This window comes from Streptomyces sp. CA-142005, from assembly GCF_050942335.1.
In the GTDB taxonomy this organism is placed as follows: domain Bacteria; phylum Actinomycetota; class Actinomycetes; order Streptomycetales; family Streptomycetaceae; genus Streptomyces.
This window is the reverse complement of sequence record NZ_CP192078.1, coordinates 8,936,761-8,953,460: the sequence shown is the minus strand read 5'-3', so window position 1 is coordinate 8,953,460 and position 16,700 is coordinate 8,936,761. Positions and strand designations below refer to the sequence as shown.

Below are 16,700 nucleotides of genomic sequence, written 5' to 3'. Positions count from 1 at the left end.
GCGACGGCGCGAATTGGCAACAGGACTTAGAAAACTCGTCGGCAACGTTTCCGCTTCCTGCGGCCACTGAGTAGTGCACCATCGGCTCGATCCCCCGAACGGACTGACATGAAGACAGACACCATGACGGCGCGGCAGGCCGCGCGACAGCGCCGGCGCAGACGCAGGCTGGTGCTGGGCACCGCCGTCGCACTGACCGCCGCGGGGGTTCTGGCCGCTCTGGTTCTGGCGCTGCTTCCCGACCGCAGGGCCGACGCCGGGACCGCGGCCACCGCCCAGGCGATCACGACGGCCTCGCCCACGGCGAGCAGCCCGACCGCGCCGGGCGCCCCGGCCGGGACGGGGACCCCGACAGCGACGGACACGGCGAGGCCGGCGGCGCACGCTGCGGCGTCCGCGGCGGCGAAGCCATCGGCCGCAGACGCCCCGCGACCCTCGCGCCCGACGCCCGCCACGGCATCGGCGGCCGGACGGATCCGGCCCGGCACCACCTACCGGGGTGTCGCCACCGCCTACGAGGCCGGCGACGGAAACGGCGCCTGTCTGTTCGGTCCGAGCCCCGACCTCATGGTCGCGGCGATGAACACGACCGACTACGAGTCGTCCAGGGCGTGCGGGGCGTACGTCCTCGTACACGCGGCGAACGGCGCCTCCGTCACGGTCCGGATCACCAACGAATGCCCAGCGCCCTGCGCACCCGGTCAACTCGATCTCAGTCATCAGGCGTTCGCCAAACTCGCCGACCTAGCCGTCGGCCGGATCCCGATCACCTGGAGCCTGCTGAGCCCCGGTGAGGTCGGCACCATCTCCATCCGGTACAAGACCGGCTCCAGCCCCTACTGGTGCGGCATCCAGGCGATCGGCCACCGCAATCCGGTGGCCGCGCTCGAGATCCGCACTTCGGATGGCTGGCGGCAACTGCCGCGTACCGACTACGACTACTTCCTCTCCGCCGACGGCAGCGGTTGCGGCGGCGCGATCAGAATCACGGACATCTACGGTGAACGGCTGACCATCACCGGGATCGCGCTGCGCCCGAACGTCGTGCAACCGACCGGGGTCCAGTTCTCGCGCCACTGATCGCACCGTCGTCACGTAGCCGAGCAACTCGACTGGTTGCCCGCCACAGGGGCACGGCAACCAGTCGGCGAGGCGCTCCCGGCACCCCGCAGGTCCGGCCGCACACCGTCCGGCGCGGGGGTCGTCAGCCGTCGCGAAGGTCCGCGAACTCCTCGAAGAAGAACTCGTGTTTCAAAATGGACACGTCGTACTCGTGCCCCGGATACGGCGCGATCAGCTGGGCGCCGACTCTCCAGCTGAAGCCCTCCTCGGCGACCACCCGCACTGACATGCCGTCACCTGCCCCCACTCCGACGGCCGCTTCGCCGGTTGCCTCCGCCTCGGGCGCGATCAGCACACGAGCGCAGGCGACGGCGGCCGGCGCGCCCGTCGGCCGGCCGGACCGGAGCAACACGGCCGGCGGCCTGGCTTCCACCGGGGTGAGCAACGCTGTGATCTACAGCGCCGTCGGTGGCCTGCTGGCCATCGCTGCCGGCTGCGTGCTGGTGCTCCGCCAACGCCGCAGCAGGGCTTCGCACGGCAGGTGATCCCCGCCGCGCCGGCGGCCGACGGCCCGGCAGCACCGCCACCCGTCCGCGGCGTGCGCCCCGGGCCGTCGGCCTCCGCGCCGGTGTGGACGACACCAGGAAACTGCGCGCGGCGATGACGCACGCGGTTTGGAGGCTCGCGAGCCGTCTCTGCACCGGCGGCGGACCGGCGTGGTTCGGTGTCAGTGCCGGGTTGTTCGGGTCGCGGCGGTGTCGCGGAGGAGTCCGGCGAAGGTCCGGGCGGCGGGGGTGAGCGAGTGGTCGGTCATGCGAACCAGGAGGATGCGGCGGATGGGGGCCGGCGGCTGGAGGGGCAGGACGTTGACGCCGGGTCGGATGCCCTCCAGGGCCAGGGTGGGGGCGAGGGCGACGCCGATGCCTGCGGCGACCATGGCCTGGGCTTCCTGGTAGTCGTGGGCCTCGTAGGCGATGTGGGGCTCGAAGCCGACGGCGCGGCAGCCGCGGACGAGGGCTTCGGCCACCGGGTGATGGTCGGCACGCGTGATCCAGGGGTCGTGTGCGAAGTCGGCGAGCGAGGCGGCGTCACGGCCGGCGAGCGGATGGTGGTCGCTGACGAGAAGGGCCGGCGGGTCATCGAGGAGTGGGGTGACGACGATGTCCTCCCGGTCGATTCGGCTCCAGTCGTAGTCCCACATCAGCGACATCTCGATCTCCCGGTTCTCCAGCATCGTCCAGAGCCCGGCGATGCGGGCGCTGCGGACGGTCAGCCGTACGTCGGGGTGGGCGTCACGGAAGGCGATCACGGCCTGCGGGAGGAGCGAGGCGCCGACCGTGGGGAAGGTGCCGATGCGCAGGGTGCCCGCGCGCAGGCCGGCGAAGTCGGCGAGTTCGTTCTCCGCAGCCCGCAGTTCGCGTTCGATCCGTTGCCCTCGTTCGGCCAGCGCCCGTCCGGCGTCGGTGAGGCTGACGCCCCGGGCATGGCGTTCCAGCAGGGGCTGGCCGGCCTCCGCTTCCAGGCGGCTGATCTGCTGCGATACCGCTGACGGTGTGTAGTTGAGGGCGCGGGCTGTCGCGGTCACCGAGCCGCGCCGGGCGACCTCCGTGAACAGCAGGATGCGCCGGACGTCGAGCATGCCACCACCTTCAGCGTTCACTTGAGCTTAATAGCCATGCAGATTTCCGAGATTGTACTTCACGCTGCCGTAACCCACCGTGGAGGACACCACGCACGGCGAGACCGTCGGTGGACTTCCCCTTCCATGGCTGTGAGGAGTCGGTTGTGCTGCGTCTGCAGGGCGAGATGATCCGCGGAGGAACCAGCAAGTGCTGGATCTTCGACCACCGCGACGTGGCCGCCACGGGCGTGGACGTCGATGCCCTCCTGCTCGCCGCCTTCAACGCCGCCGACCCCCGCCAGATCGACGGCGTGGGCGGCGCCTCCTCCACCACCTCCAAGGCCGCCGTCGTACAGGCGTCGCCCCAACCCGGCGTGGATGTCGAGTACGCCTTCGCGCAGGTGGGGATCGGCGACGAGCGCGTGGAGTGGGCCAGCAACTGCGGCAACTGCGCCACCGCCGTGGCCCTGTACGCCGTCCACCACGATCTCGTGCCGATCGCGTCGGACACCACCACCGTCCGCATGCTCAACGTCAACACCGGGGCCCGCCTCACCGGCACGATCCCCACCCCCGCGGGCGCGGCCCCGGAGGAGGGCACGGCCGTGGTGCCGGGTACCTCGGCGCCGGGCGTTCCGGTCCTGCTCGGGTTTCAGGACCCGGCGGGCTCGACGACCGGCCGCGCTCTGCCGACCGGCCGGGCACTGGACGAGCTGACCGGCCCGGACGGCCCCGTCGAGGCATCCTTGGTGGACGCCGGCGCGCCGGCCGCTTTGTTCGAGGCCAAGGCGTTCGGCCTCGACGGCACGGAATCCCTCACCGCGTTCGCCACCGCAGTACCCGCGCTGACACTGCTGCGCCACCAGGCAGCGCTGGCCATGGGCCTGGCCCGCGAGGGCGATCCGGTCAGCCACGCGGTGCCGAAGGTGGGCATCGTCGCCCGGCCCGCCCCCTATCGCACCACACAGGGCATACTCGTCCACCAGGACGAGTACGACCTGGCCGTGCGCATGGTCTCCATGCACGCCCCGCACCCGGCGATCGGCCTGACCTCCGCCGTGGCCCTGGCCGCGGCCGCCGCCACCCCTGGCACCCTCGCCCACCGCGTCGCCCGGCAGACCGCCGACGGCACGCTGCGCCTGGGCACCCCCGCCGGCGTTATCGCCACCCAAGCCGTCCCCGCACCGGACGGCGCGTCCCCCACGGTGCTGCTGCACCGCGCCGCCCGGCGTATCGCCCGAGCCGAACTCCTCGTTCCCGTCCTGGAAGGACGCCCCGCATGAGCCGCAACGACGCCGCCCCGGGTACCGTCACCGCACCACCGGGCCGCATCCGCCGGATGCTGTCCCACCTGTACATCCAGTGCCTGATCGCCGTCCTCCTCGGCGCCGCGGTGGGCGGGCTGTGGCCGTCCGTCGGCGCTGACCTCAAGCCGCTCGGCGACGGCTTCATCGCGCTGGTGAAGATGTTCATCGCGCCGATCATCTTCTGCACGGTCGTCCACGGCATCGCCTCCATGGGCAACGCCCGCGCGGTGGGCCGCGTGAGCCTGAAGGCTCTGGTCTACTTCGAGGTGCTGACCACCGTTGCCATGGTGATCGGCCTGGTCGTCGTCAACGTCGTCAAGCCGGGCAGCGGTCTGCACGTTGATGTCTCGGCCCTGTCCACCCAGGGCCTGCCGCCGGAGGCGACCACGGCCCACGAGGGCTTCGCCGAGTTCGTCCTCGCCATCATCCCGGCCACCTTGGTCAGCGCCCTGACCGGCAACGAGATCCTGCCGGTGCTGCTGGTGTCGGTGCTGTTCGGCTTCGGCCTGCACGCCAGCGGGGAGGCCGGCCTGGGCATCGCCCGGGGCATCGAGAAGTTCTCCACGGTCCTGTTCACGCTCATCCGGTGGATCATGCGGCTGGCCCCGATCGGCGCGTTCGGCTCGATGGCCTTCACCATCGGCAACTACGGGCTTGGCACCCTGCGCCACCTGGGCCTGCTGGTCGGCTCGTTCTGGCTGACCGCCCTCTTCTTCGTCCTGGTCGTCCTCGGGACCGTGATGCGCCTGAACGGACTGCGGCTGCTGCCCTTCCTGCGCTACATCAAGGAAGAGCTGCTGATCGTCCTGGGCACCTCCTCCACCGAGCCCGTCCTGCCGCGCATGATGGCCAAGCTCCAGCACGCGGGCGCCTCGAAACCGGTCGTCGGCATCACGCTGCCCGCCGGGTACTCCTTCAACCTCGACGGCACCGCCATCTACCTGACCATGGGCTCGGTCTTCCTCGCCCAGGCCCTCGGCATCGACCTCAGCCTCACCCAGCAGCTGGCCATGCTCGCCGTCATGCTGCTCACCTCCAAGGGCGCCGCAGGCGTCACCGGCTCCGGCTTCATCGCCCTGGCCGCCACCCTCAGCGCCGTCCCGCACGTCCCGCCCGCCGCCCTGGCACTGATCTTCGGCGTCGACCGGTTCATGTCCGAAGCCCGCGCCCTGACCAGCCTGGTCGGCAACGGCGTCGCCACCCTGGCCGTCGCCCGCTGGGAAGGCGAGCTCGACGCGGACCGCGCCAAGGCCGTCCTGCGCGGAGAGATCCCCTACGCCCCTGCCCCCGCTCCTGCTGCGGTGCCGGCCGAGGCCGATCCGAACCAGACGCCCGCACCCGAGGCGATGCCCGAACCAACCCGCGACCCGGTCCCCGCCGCAAGCTGATATCGCGTGGGTGGGCCGGCCCGGAGCAGATGCTCCGGGCCGGCCCACCCACGTCTCAACCGGACGTGGTGCTCGCCGTCCTGGCTGATCAGGAACGTCTGGCCCTCTGGTACGCCAGTCGTCCAACCGCTGATCAGGTCCGGGGAACGCCTTCGAGCCGGAGTCCAGGCACACCCCCGACCAGGCCACCACCTGCAACACCGCCCGCTACGGCCAGGCCGACGTCCTCGCCTGGGACCGGATGCATCCTGCCTGCAGAACCGCGGCCCCTGGCTCGACCACTGCGGCGAACTCCACCTGATCCACGGCACGTTGATCCGGCTGAAGGTCGAGCATCTGCCCGGCGACCGCATCTGCTGCCGCCGCACCCGTCGGCTCGTGGACAACTCCGGGCGGCTTTGTCGGCCGTCCCGTGCTACGGCGAGGTGGGCAGGTTCGGCGACTGGCCATCGACCGCGTCAAGGCCGGCCCGGAGACGAGCGCCGCTCAGCAGGGCACGCCTCGGCGGACGCCCCAGGGGGTCCGGCCCTCAGCCCCGCCAAGCACCACCGCCGCCGTCCCCCGGCGACCTGGACGCAGAGCGGCAATGCCCTGGACCGGCCGACGACACGCCCTCGTGCACCGGATATCTGCGTCCAACTGGGCAAGGGCACCGCATCTGGGCAGGTGAAGCCGTAGAGGTCTACCGAAGAGGAGGAGCCTGGCCGGAGCGCAGGTGTTCTCTGAGCCACTGTTCGGTGTTGTTCACGTGCAGCAGTGCTGCGGCCTGACTGAGGTAGGCGTCTCGGGTGGACAGGGCATGGAAGATCGCCTCGTGCTCGGCCAGGGTGCGGCCCGCGGCCTGGGTGTCGACCAGGCCGCGCCAGATGCGGGCCCGCAGAGTGCGGCCGGAGATGCCCTCAAGGAGGGTGAGCAGGGTCTCGTTGCCCGTGGCCGTGATGACGGCGCGGTGGAAGGCCGCGTCGTGGATGTTGAGCTGCTCGACGTCGTCACGGGCCTCGCGCATGGCGTCCAGGTGCCGCTCGACCTCGGCAAGCTGCTCGTCGGAGATCCGGGTGGCGGCCAGGGCGGTGGCGACCGGTTCGAGGAGACGCCGCACCTCCATGAGGTCCTGCAGCGCGGCGGAGTCGCCCTGCAGCAGTTCCACCGCTCCGCCGAGCCCTTCCAGGAGCAGGCTCGGCTGCAGGCTGGTCACGTACGTGCCGTCGCCCCGCCGCACCTCCAGAACCCTCGCGACGGCCAGCGCCTTGACCGCCTCACGGGCCAGGTTGCGGGACAGACCCAGCTGGGCTGCCAGGTCCGGCTCCGGCGGCAGCTTGGAGCCCGGAGGCAGCGCACCCGTGCGGATCAGCTCGCGGATCTGCGCTATGGCCTTGTCCGTCAGAGACACTGCGAACTCCTTCCGGGATCGTTCGCCGTGGGCACGTCCGCCCTGATCAGTTCTCGGGCACGGAGATCATCCCAGAGATCTTCGGGGATCCGCTGATCGTGGAGTTCCACGTTTCGTGCAACCTGCTCCGCATTCCGCATGCCGAGGGTGATGTTGATGATACTGGGATGGGTGCGCGGGAAGGCGATCGCGGCGGCGGGCAGGGTCGTGCCGTGCGCCGCGCAGACGTCGGCGATCGCCCGAGCGCGGGCAACCAGGGCAGGCGGGGCGTCCTGGTAGTCGTACTTCATGCCCTCGGCGGGGCGGTCGCTGGAGAGCAGCCCCGAGTTGAACACGCCCACGGCCACGACGCTCTTGCCGAGTGCCTGCGCGGCGGGCAGGACGTCGTCCAGGGCCGACTGGTCGAGGAGCGTGTAGCGCCCGGCAAGCATGACCAGGTCGGCTGCGGTCTCGCGCAGGAAGCGGGCCGGCATGGCCGACTGGTTCATGCCGGCGCCGATCGCGCCGATCACCCCCTGGTCGCGGAGGTCCGCGAGGGCCGGCATGGCCTCCTCGGCGGCTTGCCTCCAGTGGTCGTCGGGGTCGTGCAGGTAGACGACGTCCAGGCGGTCCAGGCCGGTGCGTTCCAAGGTCGCCTCGATGGAGCGGAGCACTCCGTCACGGCTGAAGTCCCACTGCCTGCGCAGGTCGTCCGGCACGACGAAGCCCTCGGTGTCGATGCCGCGCGGCTGCTCGTTGGGAACGAGCAGGCGGCCGACCTTGGAGGAGACGGCGTACGTATCGCGTGGACGGTCCCGCAGGGCGGCTCCCAGGCGTCGCTCGGAGAGACCGAGCCCGTAGTGCGGTGCCGTGTCGAAGTACCGGATGCCGGCCTCCCAGGCCGCCTCGATCGCGGCCTGCGCGTCGTGAGGAGGGGTGACGCGGTAGAGGTTGCCGATCACGGAGGCCCCGAAGCCGAGTTCGGTGAGCTCGACGGGGGTGTTCGTGATCTTCCGGTATCGCATGGTCCGATGTGTCACCTGTGCTCCTCTGCTGGTGCGGTTCGGTACGGCGGCCGAGGGCCGGTCATCGTCTGACGGCGGCCGAGCCACCTGCCATGAGCGCCTCGACCTCGGTGAGTGAGGCCATGGAGACGTCGCCGGGCGTGGTCATGGCCAGTGCGCCGTGGACGGTGCCGTAGGCCAGAGCGCGTTGCAGGCCGACGGCATCGAGGTTCGCCGCGGGCCTGGCGCGAGCCGCCGAGCCGCCCTCCTCGCCGTCGCCCGTCAGCAGTCCGTAGATCAGTCCGGCCGCGAACGCGTCGCCGGAGCCGATGCGGTCCAGGACCTGCAGGCCGGGCATGTCGGGGCCACGCACGCAGCCGGTCCGGGCCGACCAGGCGGCCGAGGACCAGTCGTTCACCCCGGCCGAGGGCACCGTGCGCACGGTCGTCGCCAGCACCTCAGCCCGGGGCAGGCGTCCCGCGACCTCTGCGAGTGCGTCCTGCACCTCGTCCTCCTCGACCCGCAGCGCCCCTGGGTACGGTCCGGCCAGGCCCAGGGCACCCACGACGACATCGGCGTGCCGGGCCAGCCGCAGGTCGACCTCGCGGGCGGCGTCGGCGCCGCCCCGGCCGGCCCACAGACTCGGGCGGTAGTTGGGGTCGTAGGAGACCGTCACGCCGTGCCGCCGCGCGGCCGCCATGGCCTCGTCCGCGACGTCCACAGTGGTGTCCGACAGACCGGCGAAGATGCCGCCGGTGTGGAACCAGCGGGGTCCCGAGGAGAAGACCGCGTCCCAGTCGACATCCCCTTTGCGTAGCTGCGAGACGGCTGTGCCCGCGCGGTCGCTGACGCCCAGTGCGCCCCGGATGCCGAAGCCCCGCTCCACGAAGTTCAGCCCGTTGCGGGCGGTGCGGCCGATACCGTCGTCGGACACCCAGCGGATCAGGGAGGTCTCGACTCCGCCCTGGAGCATCAGGTCCTCGACAAGCCTCCCCACCGCGTTGTCGACCAGGGCGGTCACGACGGCCGTGCGCAGGCCGAAGCAGCGGCGCAGTCCCCGCACGACGTTGTACTCGCCGCCGCCTTCCCAGACCTGGAAGGTGCGGGCGGTGCGGATCCTGCCCTCGCCCGGATCGAAGCGGAGCATCACCTCGCCGAGGGCCACCACGTCGGTCACGTCGCGCTCCTGTGTACGGCCTCGGCGGTCAGCCGGCGGATCTCCTCGTACTCGCCCCGTTCCAGATGGGCGGCGGTGGCCATCCAGCTGCCGCCGACGGCGAGGACCGCCGGGTCGGCGAGGTAGGCGGGCATGCGGTAGGCGTCGATGCCGCCCGTCGGCACGAACCGCGCCTGCGGGAAGGGCGCCGCCAGGGCTCGCAGCATCGGGATGCCGCCGAGCGGCTCGGCGGGGAAGAGCTTGACGGTGTCGAGGCCGGCCCGCAGCGCGCGCATCAGCTCGGTGGCGGAGGCGATGCCGGGCACCACGGGTACCCCCAGCTCGCCGCACCTGGCGACCACTGCCCCGTCGAAGCCGGGAGAGACGACGAAACGGGCCCCGGCCGCCACGGCCAGGTCCACCTGCTCGGGCGTGAGGACCGTACCGGCGCCGACCGTCAGCCCGCCGTGGGCGGCCATCGTCCTGAGTACCCGCTCGGCGTCGGGGGTGCGGAAGGTGACCTCGGCGCACCGGGCGCCGCCCGCCGCGAGCGCGTCGGCCAGCGGGCCGGCGGTCGCGGCGGAGGGCACGGTCAGCACCGGCATGACGCGGGCGCCGGCCAGTACGGAGGCCAGGTCGGTGTCACTCATCGGCCGAGCCATCCGCCGTCGACGGGCAGGACGGTGCCGTGCACGTAGGCGGCGGCGTCCGAGGCGAGGAACACCGTGGCGCCCGCGAGGTCGTCGGCGCTGCCCCAGCGCGCGGCCGGGATGCGGTCCAGGATGGCCTTGCTGCGGACGGGGTCGTCCTGCAGAGCCTGGGTGTTGTCGGTGGCGATGTAGCCGGGCGCGATGGCGTTGACGTTGACGCCGTGCGGGGCCCACTCGTTGGCCAGGGCCTTGGTCAGACCGGCGATGCCGTGCTTGGCGGCGGTGTAGCCGGGGACGGTGATGCCGCCCTGGAAGCTGAGCAGCGACGCCGTGAAGATGATCTTCCCGTGGCCGCGCGCCACCATCGCCGCGCCGACCGCTCGGGTCAGGGCGAACTGCGCGTTGAGGTTGACCTGCAGCACCAACTCCCAGTCCGCGTCGGTGTGTTCGGCGGCCGGGGCGCGGCGGATCGTACCCGCGTTGTTGACCAGGACGTCCACCGGCCGCTCGCGCCCGGCGAGGTCCGCGCCCAGGGCCCGTACGGCGGCGGGGTCGGCGAAGTCGGTGCGGATCGCCTCGAAGGTACGGCCCGCGGCGAGAACGTCCTTCTCCACGTCGCTGCCGGACTCCTCCAGTGAGGCGCTGACGCCGATGACGTCCGCGCCGGCCCCGGCGAGGGCGCGGGCCATGGCCCGGCCGATGCCGCGCCGGGCGCCGGTGACGACCGCGAGCTTCCCGGTGAGGTCGAAGGCGTTCACCGGATGGCTCCCTGGGCGTCGTCGGTGCAGTCCACGAGGATCTTCATCACGTCACCGCCGCTCTCCAGGGCCTCGAATGCGGCGGGCGCCTCGGTGAGCGGCACCACCTTGCTGATCAGCCGCTCAGCCGGGATCGTGCCGTCGGCGACCAGGGCGACCGCCTTCTCGAAGTCGGAGCGGTCGTACAACCGGGCGCCGACGAGGGTGAGTTCACGCCAGAAGAAACGGTGGAGGTTCACCTCGCGGGGCCGGGGGTGGATGGCGACCAGGCACAACCGACCGCGCACGCCGAGAACCTCGACGGCGGTGTCCACCCCGCCTTGCGCGCCGGAGACTTCGAAGGCGACGTCCGCACCGGCGTCACCGGTCCACTGCCGGACCAGCTCGGGCATGTCGTCGGCGCCCGGATCCCAGGTGACCAGCCCCAATTCCTCGGCGAGCCGCCGCCGGTGAGGGCTCAGCTCGACCACCCGGACGTCGGCTCCGGCTGTCCGGGCGACCAGGGCGATCAGGATGCCGACGGGGCCGCCGCCGACCACGACGGCCTTCTCCCCGTCGCGGACCTGGGCCCGGCCGACGTCGTGCACCGCGACCGCGGTGGGCTCCACGAGGGCGGCGTGGTCCAGGGGGAGGGAGCCGGGCAGCCGGATGAGCGTCGAAGCGGGCACGGTCCAGCGCTGCTGCATCGCGCCGGGGGAGTCGATGCCGATGAAGTCGAGGTGCTGGCAGATGTGTTGGTGTCCGGCGCGGCAGGCGGGGCAGGTGTCGTCCCAGCGCAGCGGCATCACGGTGACCGCGTCCCCGGACGACCAGCCCTCCACTCCTGCACCGACCCGTACGATCCGGCCGGACATCTCGTGCCCGAGGACGGCGGGCACGGCGACCCGGGCGTCCATGTCGCCGTGGAAGATGTGCAGGTCGGTGCCGCAGATACCGACGTAGGCGGGGGCGATCTCCACCTGGCCGGGGCCGGGGGGCGGGCTCTCGGCGGGCGCGGTGTCCAGGGTGCGGGCGGCGAGGTAGCGGACTGCGAGTGTCATCGTGTTCTCAGGGTCCCTTCAGCGCGGACGCCGATGGTCAGCAGTAGGTTGGCGTAGGTCCGGGTGTCGGCGGTGACGATGGCGAGGGCCAGGTCGGGTGAGCGGGCGGCGTCGTAGAACTCGAAGCGGCCGAGCGTCTCGACGGGGACGGGCGCCAGCATCGAGCGGTACTCGGCGATGGCCGGCGGCTCCGGCTCGCCCTCGGGCGGCACCATCACGTGCGCCGACTCGACGGGCAGAGCCCGCAGCAGGACGTCGAGCACGGTGGTGACATCCAGCAGCCCCGGCGCCAGGTTGAGATGGACGGTTCTGGCGCGCTCGCCGGTGGCGGTGCTCGCGGGGTAGTGGCCGTCGGCGAGCAGCACGCGGGCGCCGTGGCCGGCTCCGGCGAGGGATTCGAGGATGCCGGGATGCAGCAGTTCGGTCAGGAGCACCGGGATGTTCCCTCCTTCGGATCGGTGCGCTGGAGTCTGTAGAAGTCGGTCGCGGTCCTGGCGAGGACCGCATCGGTCTCGCTGTGGGAGCAGCCGGCCAGGAGTTCCTCGACGGTGGCGGCCCACCGGTTCCAGCCGCCGGCGAGGACGCAGACCGGCCAGTCCGAGCCGAACATCAGCCGGTCGGGGCCGAAGGCCGCCAGCAGGACCTCCCACACCGGCCGGATGTCGTCGACGGTCCACTTCTCGTGGTCGGCCTCGGTGACCAGGCCCGACACCTTGCACCGCACCTGGGGATGTGCGGCCAGCCGCCGCACGCCCCGCTCCCAGTCGTCCAGGTCCTGCCGGGCGATGGGTGGTTTTCCGGCGTGGTCGAGGACCAGGGGAAGGCCGGGGAGGCGTTCCGCCAGGCGGATCGCCTGGGGGAACTGGTGGCTGCGTATGAGCAGGTCGTACCCGAGGCCCCGTTCGCCCACCGCCCGCAGTCCCCGCTCCACCGAAGGCTGTTGCAGCCAGGCGGCGTCGGACTCCCCCTGGACGAGGTGACGTACGGCTCGCAGGTAGGTACCGCCGGGTCCGGCGCGCAGTGCGTCGAGTACGTCGCCGATCGCCGGGGACGTGAGATCCGCCCAGCCGACGACCGCGCCGATGACCGGGTCACTGTCGGCGAGGGCGAGGAACTCGCGCGTCTCGTCGACCGACGTCACGCACTGGACGAGCACCGTGCACTCCAGTCGCCGACCTGCCACGGTCGCGGTCGCGGCCGTGCGCAGGTCGGCGGTGCCGAAGCTGCGGCGGATGGGCTCGTGACCGGGCTCGTCCAGCCAGGGCTGGGGGCGGTGGCCGAGATTCCAGACGTGGTGGTGGCAATCCACGAGTTCGGGGGTGTCAGACACGGGCGGACCAGACCGGGCCGTCGGGATACGCGTAGTCCTTGAGGGAGTCCGGGTGCATCTGGGCGCTCAGGCCGGGCAGAGCCGGCGCGAGGTAGTGACCGTCCACGATGCGCACCGGGTCGGCGAAGTGCTCGTGCAGGTGGTCGACGTACTCGATGACCCGGTCCTCGACGGTGCCGGAGACGGCGACGTAGTCGAACATCGACAGGTGCTGGACCATCTCGCACAGGCCGACACCGCCGGCGTGCGGGCAGACCGGCACGCCGAACTTGGCGGCGAGCAGGAGGATCGCGATGTTCTCGTTGACGCCGCCGACCCGCGCGGAGTCGATCTGCACGATGTCCACCGCGCCGGCCTGCAGAAGCTGCTTGAAGACGACCCGGTTGGCGATGTGCTCGCCGGTGGCGACCTTGATGGGCGCGACGGCCATACGGACGGCCGCGTGGCCGAGGATGTCGTCGGGGGAGGTGGGCTCCTCGATCCAGTACGGGTCGTAGGGGGAAAGGGCGCGCATCCACTCGATCGCGGGGGCGACATCCCATCTCTGGTTGGCGTCGACGGCGATGCGGATGTCCGGGCCGACCGCCTCGCGGGCGACGCGCATGCGCCGTACGTCGTCCTCCAGGGACGCGCCGACCTTCAGTTTGATCTGGGTGAAGCCGTCGGTGACGGCCTCGCGGGCCAGGCGGGCCAGCTTCTCGTCGGAGTAGCCGAGCCAGCCGGGCGTGGTGGTGTAGGCCGGGTAGCCACGCTCCAGCAGACGCGCGATCCTCTCCTCGCGGCCCGGTTCGGCACGGCGCAGGATGTCCAGCGCCTCCTCGGGCGTGAGCGCGTCGCTGAGCCACCGGAAGTCGACCTGCGCGACCAGCTCCTCGGGCGACATCTCGGCCAGGAAGCGCCAGACGGGCCGGCCGGCGCGCTTGGCGGCGAGGTCCCAGGCGGCGTTGACGACGGCTCCGGTGGCCATGTGGATGGCGCCCTTCTCGGGACCCAGCCAGCGCAGTTGGGGATCGTGCACGAGCGAGCGGGAGAAGGCCCCGAGGTCGCCGCAGACTTCTTCCACCGAAAGGCCCACCACGTGCGGGGCGAGGGCCGCGATGGCGGCGGCCTGTACGTCGTTGCCGCGTCCGGTGGTGAAGGCGAGCGCGTGGCCTTCCAGTCCGTCGCCGGCGTCGGTGCGCAGGACCACGTACGCGGCGGAGTAGTCGGGCTCGGGGTTCATGGCGTCCGAGCCGTCGAGGTGTTCGGAGGTAGGGAACCGCACGTCCAGGACGTCCAGGGCGGTGATGCGGGCGGATGAGGGCACGGTGGCGGACATGGCGGCAACTCCTGTGAGGGGCAAGGGGATTCGCTCCCCTTGCGACGAGACGTGAACGCGGCGGAGGTCGGGCGGCCGGTGGGGCCGCCCGGATCACTCCTGGACCTTGCCGCCGGTGATGCGGGAGATGGCGAGGGCGACCAGGATGATCAGGCCGTTGAGAGCGCCGATCCACTGGGCGGGGACGCCCGCCAGCGTGAGCACGTTCTGGATCATGAAGAGCAGCAGGATGCCGCAGAACGCGCCGAACATGGTGCCCTTGCCGCCGTTCAGGCTGATCCCGCCGATGACGGCGGCGGCGAAGACGGTGAAGATGTAGCCGTTGCCCTGTGCGGAGGCGACCGAGGCCAGGCGTCCGGACAGCATCAGGCCGGCGAGGGCGGCGAGCACGCTGCCGGTGACGATGACGATCCACAGCACCCGGTCGGTGCGGATGCCGGCCGCCTTCGCCGCGTCGACGTTGCCGCCGATGGCGTACAGGGAGCGGCCGAAGCTGGTCCAGCCGAGCACCACGATCGCGATCGCGAACAGGGCCAGGCAGATCCAGATGGAGGCGGGCATCCCGAACCATTCGGCGGTGCCGGTGTAGAGCATCGAGTGCGGCAGCTGGAAGAAGGTCTGGCCGCCGGAGATGCCGGTGAGGATGCCGCGCAGGACGATGAGCATGCCGAGGGTGACGATGAAGCCGTTGAGGCCGAAGCGGATGATCAGGAGGGCGTTGACCACGCCGACGAGTGCGCCCACGGCGAGGGTGACGGGGATGGCCCAGGCGCCGGGGAGCAGGCCGAGTCCGTGTCCGGCGCCGGCCGGGACGACCAGCCAGGCCGCGACTCCGGGCGCGAGGCCCATGGTGGACTCCAGGGACAGGTCCATCTTCTTGACGATCAGGATCATCGTCTGGGCGAGGACCAGCAGGGCCATCTCGGACATGGTCTGCAGGACGTTGATGAGATTGTCGGCCTGCAGGAACACCGGGTTGACGATCTGGCCGACGATGGCGATGACGACGATCGCGGGGACGAGGGCGAGGTCGCGCAGGCGGGCCAGGGGTATCCGGCCGCCGAGCAGCGCGGTGCGCCTTGGCTTGGGTTCCATGGCCTTGGCGGCTGCGTCCGCGAGGGCGGTTTCAGGCATTGAGGTCCACTCCTTCCATCGCGGCCACGAGTTCGTGGTCGTGCCAGCCGCGGGCGATCTCTGAGGTCACCCGGCCCTGGAACATCACCAGGACCCGGTCGCACATGCGCAGGTCGTCGAGTTCGTCGGAGGCGATGAGCACTCCGGTGCCGGTTTCCGCGGTCTCCTCGACCTTGCCGAGGAGGAACTCCTTGGAGCGCACGTCCACGCCCGCGGTCGGGTTGATCAGGACCAGCAGCCGGGGATCGTCGGCCAGGGCGCGGGCCATGACGACCTTCTGCTGGTTGCCGCCCGAGAGCGCGGAGACGGGCAGCTCGGGTCCCGGGGTCTTGATCGCCAGCTTCTCGATCATGTTGTCGGCGAGCCGGTCCCGTCGGGCACGGCTGAGAAAGCCGTTCTTGCCGAGCCGGTGAGAAACGGACAGCGTGGCGTTGTCCGCGATCGACATGTCGGGCACGAATCCCTGATGGTGCCGGTCCTGCGGGACGAACCCGGCGCCGGCGGCGAGCGCGGCGGGCACGCTGCCCGGCCGGGGCCGCCGCCCGGCGATCTCCACCTCGCCCGCCTGGGCCGCTCGGAGCCCTACGACGGTCTCGGCGACCTCGGTACGACCGCTGCCGGCGGCACCCGCGAGTCCGACGATCTCCCCGGCGCCCACCTGGAAGGTGACATCACCGTAAGCACCGTCGCTGCCCAGCGCCTGCACGGACAGCGCGGGCGTGGCGGTGCGGTCGAGGGTGCTCGACCGCACCTGCAGCCGGTCGACCGCCGCCTCGCCGGTCATCGCGGCGACCAGCTCGGTGCGGGGGAGCTCCGCGACCGGCGCGGTCACGATGTGCCGGGCGTCGCGGAACACCGTCACCATGTCGCAGATCTCGTAGACCTCCTGGAGATGGTGGCTGATGAACAGAAAGGTCACGCCCTGGCGCTGCAGGTGCCGGATCCGGTCGAAGAGCCGGTTGATGGCCGCCCCGTCGAGCTGGGCGGTCGGCTCGTCGAGGATGATGAACCGGGCGCCGAAGGACAGCGCCCGGGCGATCTCCACGAACTGCCGCTGCTCCACGCTCAGATCGCCGGCCGAGGTCTGCGGGTCGACGTCCACGGACCACGTCGACAGAAGCTCCTGCGCCCGGCGGCGCACGCTCTGCCAGCTGATGAGCCGGCCGCGGCCGTGGTGGTGCCGGTTCAGGAAGAGGTTCTCGGCGACGGTCAGGGTGGGGATGATCGTCGACTTCTGGTAGACGCAGGCCACGCGCTCTCGCCAGGCGTCGCGGTCCGCGAGTCGTGGTGAGGGGCTGCCGCCGAAGGTGACCGTTCCCTCGTCGGGGGCCTGGAGTCCGGTGAGGACGGACACGAGGGTGGACTTGCCGGCGCCGTTGCGGCCGACGAGCGCGTGGGTCTCGCCGGGCCTGATGGTGATCCGGGCGCCGTCGAGGGCGACCGTCGGACCGAATCGTTTGACTATGCCCGTCGCCTCGACGACGGGCGGGCCCGCCTGGGACCGTCCGTCGTCCGCCGGGGCGGGCGCGGGGCTGACTGCTCGCTCCCCGTCGCTCATCACAA

16 protein-coding genes are annotated in these 16,700 nt (G+C 71.6%); 3 read left to right on the top strand and 13 right to left on the bottom strand.

Annotated elements, in window-relative coordinates; genetic code table 11:
* Positions 1 to 108 precede the first annotated feature (108 nt).
* The gene (locus ACQPXS_RS41270; protein ID WP_433454638.1) at positions 109 to 1,080 is read left to right on the top strand and encodes an expansin EXLX1 family cellulose-binding protein; all 972 of its coding nucleotides are present in this window, start codon (positions 109 to 111) and stop codon (positions 1,078 to 1,080) included.
* 124 nt (positions 1,081 to 1,204) lie between these two features.
* Here the strand turns inward: ACQPXS_RS41270 and ACQPXS_RS41265 are convergent, their stop codons facing one another.
* Both ACQPXS_RS41265 and ACQPXS_RS41260 read right to left on the bottom strand, forming a co-directional pair.
* Positions 1,205 to 1,351 (bottom strand): hypothetical protein, encoded by a 147-nt coding sequence (locus ACQPXS_RS41265; RefSeq protein WP_433454637.1) that lies wholly within the window; start codon positions 1,349 to 1,351, stop codon positions 1,205 to 1,207.
* A 438-nt stretch (positions 1,352 to 1,789) separates the two neighbouring features.
* Positions 1,790 to 2,701: a LysR family transcriptional regulator gene (locus ACQPXS_RS41260; RefSeq protein ID WP_433454636.1), complete on the bottom strand. Its 912-nt coding sequence runs from the start codon at positions 2,699 to 2,701 to the stop codon at positions 1,790 to 1,792.
* 146 nt (positions 2,702 to 2,847) lie between these two features.
* On the opposite strand from ACQPXS_RS41260, the gene ACQPXS_RS41255 reads away from it, so the two are divergent.
* Together ACQPXS_RS41255 and dctA are read left to right on the top strand one after the other, a co-directional pair.
* On the top strand, positions 2,848 to 3,966 hold the full coding sequence (locus ACQPXS_RS41255; protein WP_433454635.1) for a PrpF domain-containing protein: 1,119 nt from the start codon (positions 2,848 to 2,850) through the stop codon (positions 3,964 to 3,966).
* Positions 3,963 to 5,378, top strand: a complete 1,416-nt coding sequence (dctA, locus tag ACQPXS_RS41250; protein WP_433454634.1) for a C4-dicarboxylate transporter DctA — start codon at positions 3,963 to 3,965, stop codon at positions 5,376 to 5,378. The genes ACQPXS_RS41255 and dctA overlap by 4 nt, the downstream gene beginning before the upstream one ends.
* A 682-nt stretch (positions 5,379 to 6,060) precedes the next feature.
* Here the strand turns inward: dctA and ACQPXS_RS41245 are convergent.
* From ACQPXS_RS41245 to ACQPXS_RS41195, 11 genes are all read right to left on the bottom strand, one after another.
* Positions 6,061 to 6,768, bottom strand: a complete 708-nt coding sequence (locus ACQPXS_RS41245; protein ID WP_433454633.1) for a FadR/GntR family transcriptional regulator — start codon at positions 6,766 to 6,768, stop codon at positions 6,061 to 6,063.
* Positions 6,759 to 7,772, bottom strand: coding sequence for an aldo/keto reductase (locus tag ACQPXS_RS41240; protein WP_433456177.1), 1,014 nt, complete (start codon positions 7,770 to 7,772; stop codon positions 6,759 to 6,761). Before ACQPXS_RS41240 ends, ACQPXS_RS41245 begins: the two co-directional genes overlap by 10 nt.
* A 61-nt stretch (positions 7,773 to 7,833) precedes the next feature.
* Entirely contained in the window at positions 7,834 to 8,928 is a 1,095-nt protein-coding gene (locus ACQPXS_RS41235; RefSeq protein ID WP_433454632.1) for a PfkB family carbohydrate kinase, read from the bottom strand.
* A complete protein-coding gene (locus ACQPXS_RS41230; RefSeq protein ID WP_433454631.1) occupies positions 8,925 to 9,557 on the bottom strand; it encodes a bifunctional 4-hydroxy-2-oxoglutarate aldolase/2-dehydro-3-deoxy-phosphogluconate aldolase in 633 nt (210 codons plus the stop codon). The genes ACQPXS_RS41235 and ACQPXS_RS41230 overlap by 4 nt, the downstream gene beginning before the upstream one ends.
* Positions 9,554 to 10,315 (bottom strand): SDR family oxidoreductase, encoded by a 762-nt coding sequence (locus ACQPXS_RS41225; RefSeq protein WP_433454630.1) that lies wholly within the window; start codon positions 10,313 to 10,315, stop codon positions 9,554 to 9,556. Before ACQPXS_RS41225 ends, ACQPXS_RS41230 begins: the two co-directional genes overlap by 4 nt.
* Positions 10,312 to 11,355, bottom strand: a complete 1,044-nt coding sequence (locus ACQPXS_RS41220) for a zinc-dependent alcohol dehydrogenase (RefSeq protein ID WP_433454629.1) — start codon at positions 11,353 to 11,355, stop codon at positions 10,312 to 10,314. The genes ACQPXS_RS41225 and ACQPXS_RS41220 overlap by 4 nt, the downstream gene beginning before the upstream one ends.
* A complete protein-coding gene (locus ACQPXS_RS41215) occupies positions 11,352 to 11,789 on the bottom strand; it encodes an RbsD/FucU domain-containing protein (RefSeq protein WP_361225805.1) in 438 nt (145 codons plus the stop codon). Before ACQPXS_RS41215 ends, ACQPXS_RS41220 begins: the two co-directional genes overlap by 4 nt.
* Positions 11,780 to 12,685 (bottom strand): amidohydrolase family protein, encoded by a 906-nt coding sequence (locus ACQPXS_RS41210; protein ID WP_433454628.1) that lies wholly within the window; start codon positions 12,683 to 12,685, stop codon positions 11,780 to 11,782. Before ACQPXS_RS41210 ends, ACQPXS_RS41215 begins: the two co-directional genes overlap by 10 nt.
* Positions 12,678 to 14,003: an L-fuconate dehydratase gene (locus ACQPXS_RS41205; RefSeq protein ID WP_433454627.1), complete on the bottom strand. Its 1,326-nt coding sequence runs from the start codon at positions 14,001 to 14,003 to the stop codon at positions 12,678 to 12,680. Before ACQPXS_RS41205 ends, ACQPXS_RS41210 begins: the two co-directional genes overlap by 8 nt.
* A 93-nt stretch (positions 14,004 to 14,096) precedes the next feature.
* Positions 14,097 to 15,137 carry an ABC transporter permease gene (locus ACQPXS_RS41200; RefSeq protein ID WP_433454626.1) on the bottom strand — a complete coding sequence of 347 codons (1,041 nt, stop codon included), beginning with the start codon at positions 15,135 to 15,137 and terminating at the stop codon, positions 14,097 to 14,099.
* Positions 15,130 to 16,695, bottom strand: coding sequence for a sugar ABC transporter ATP-binding protein (locus ACQPXS_RS41195; protein WP_433454625.1), 1,566 nt, complete (start codon positions 16,693 to 16,695; stop codon positions 15,130 to 15,132). The genes ACQPXS_RS41200 and ACQPXS_RS41195 overlap by 8 nt, the downstream gene beginning before the upstream one ends.
* Between the last annotated feature and the right edge of the window lie 5 nt (positions 16,696 to 16,700).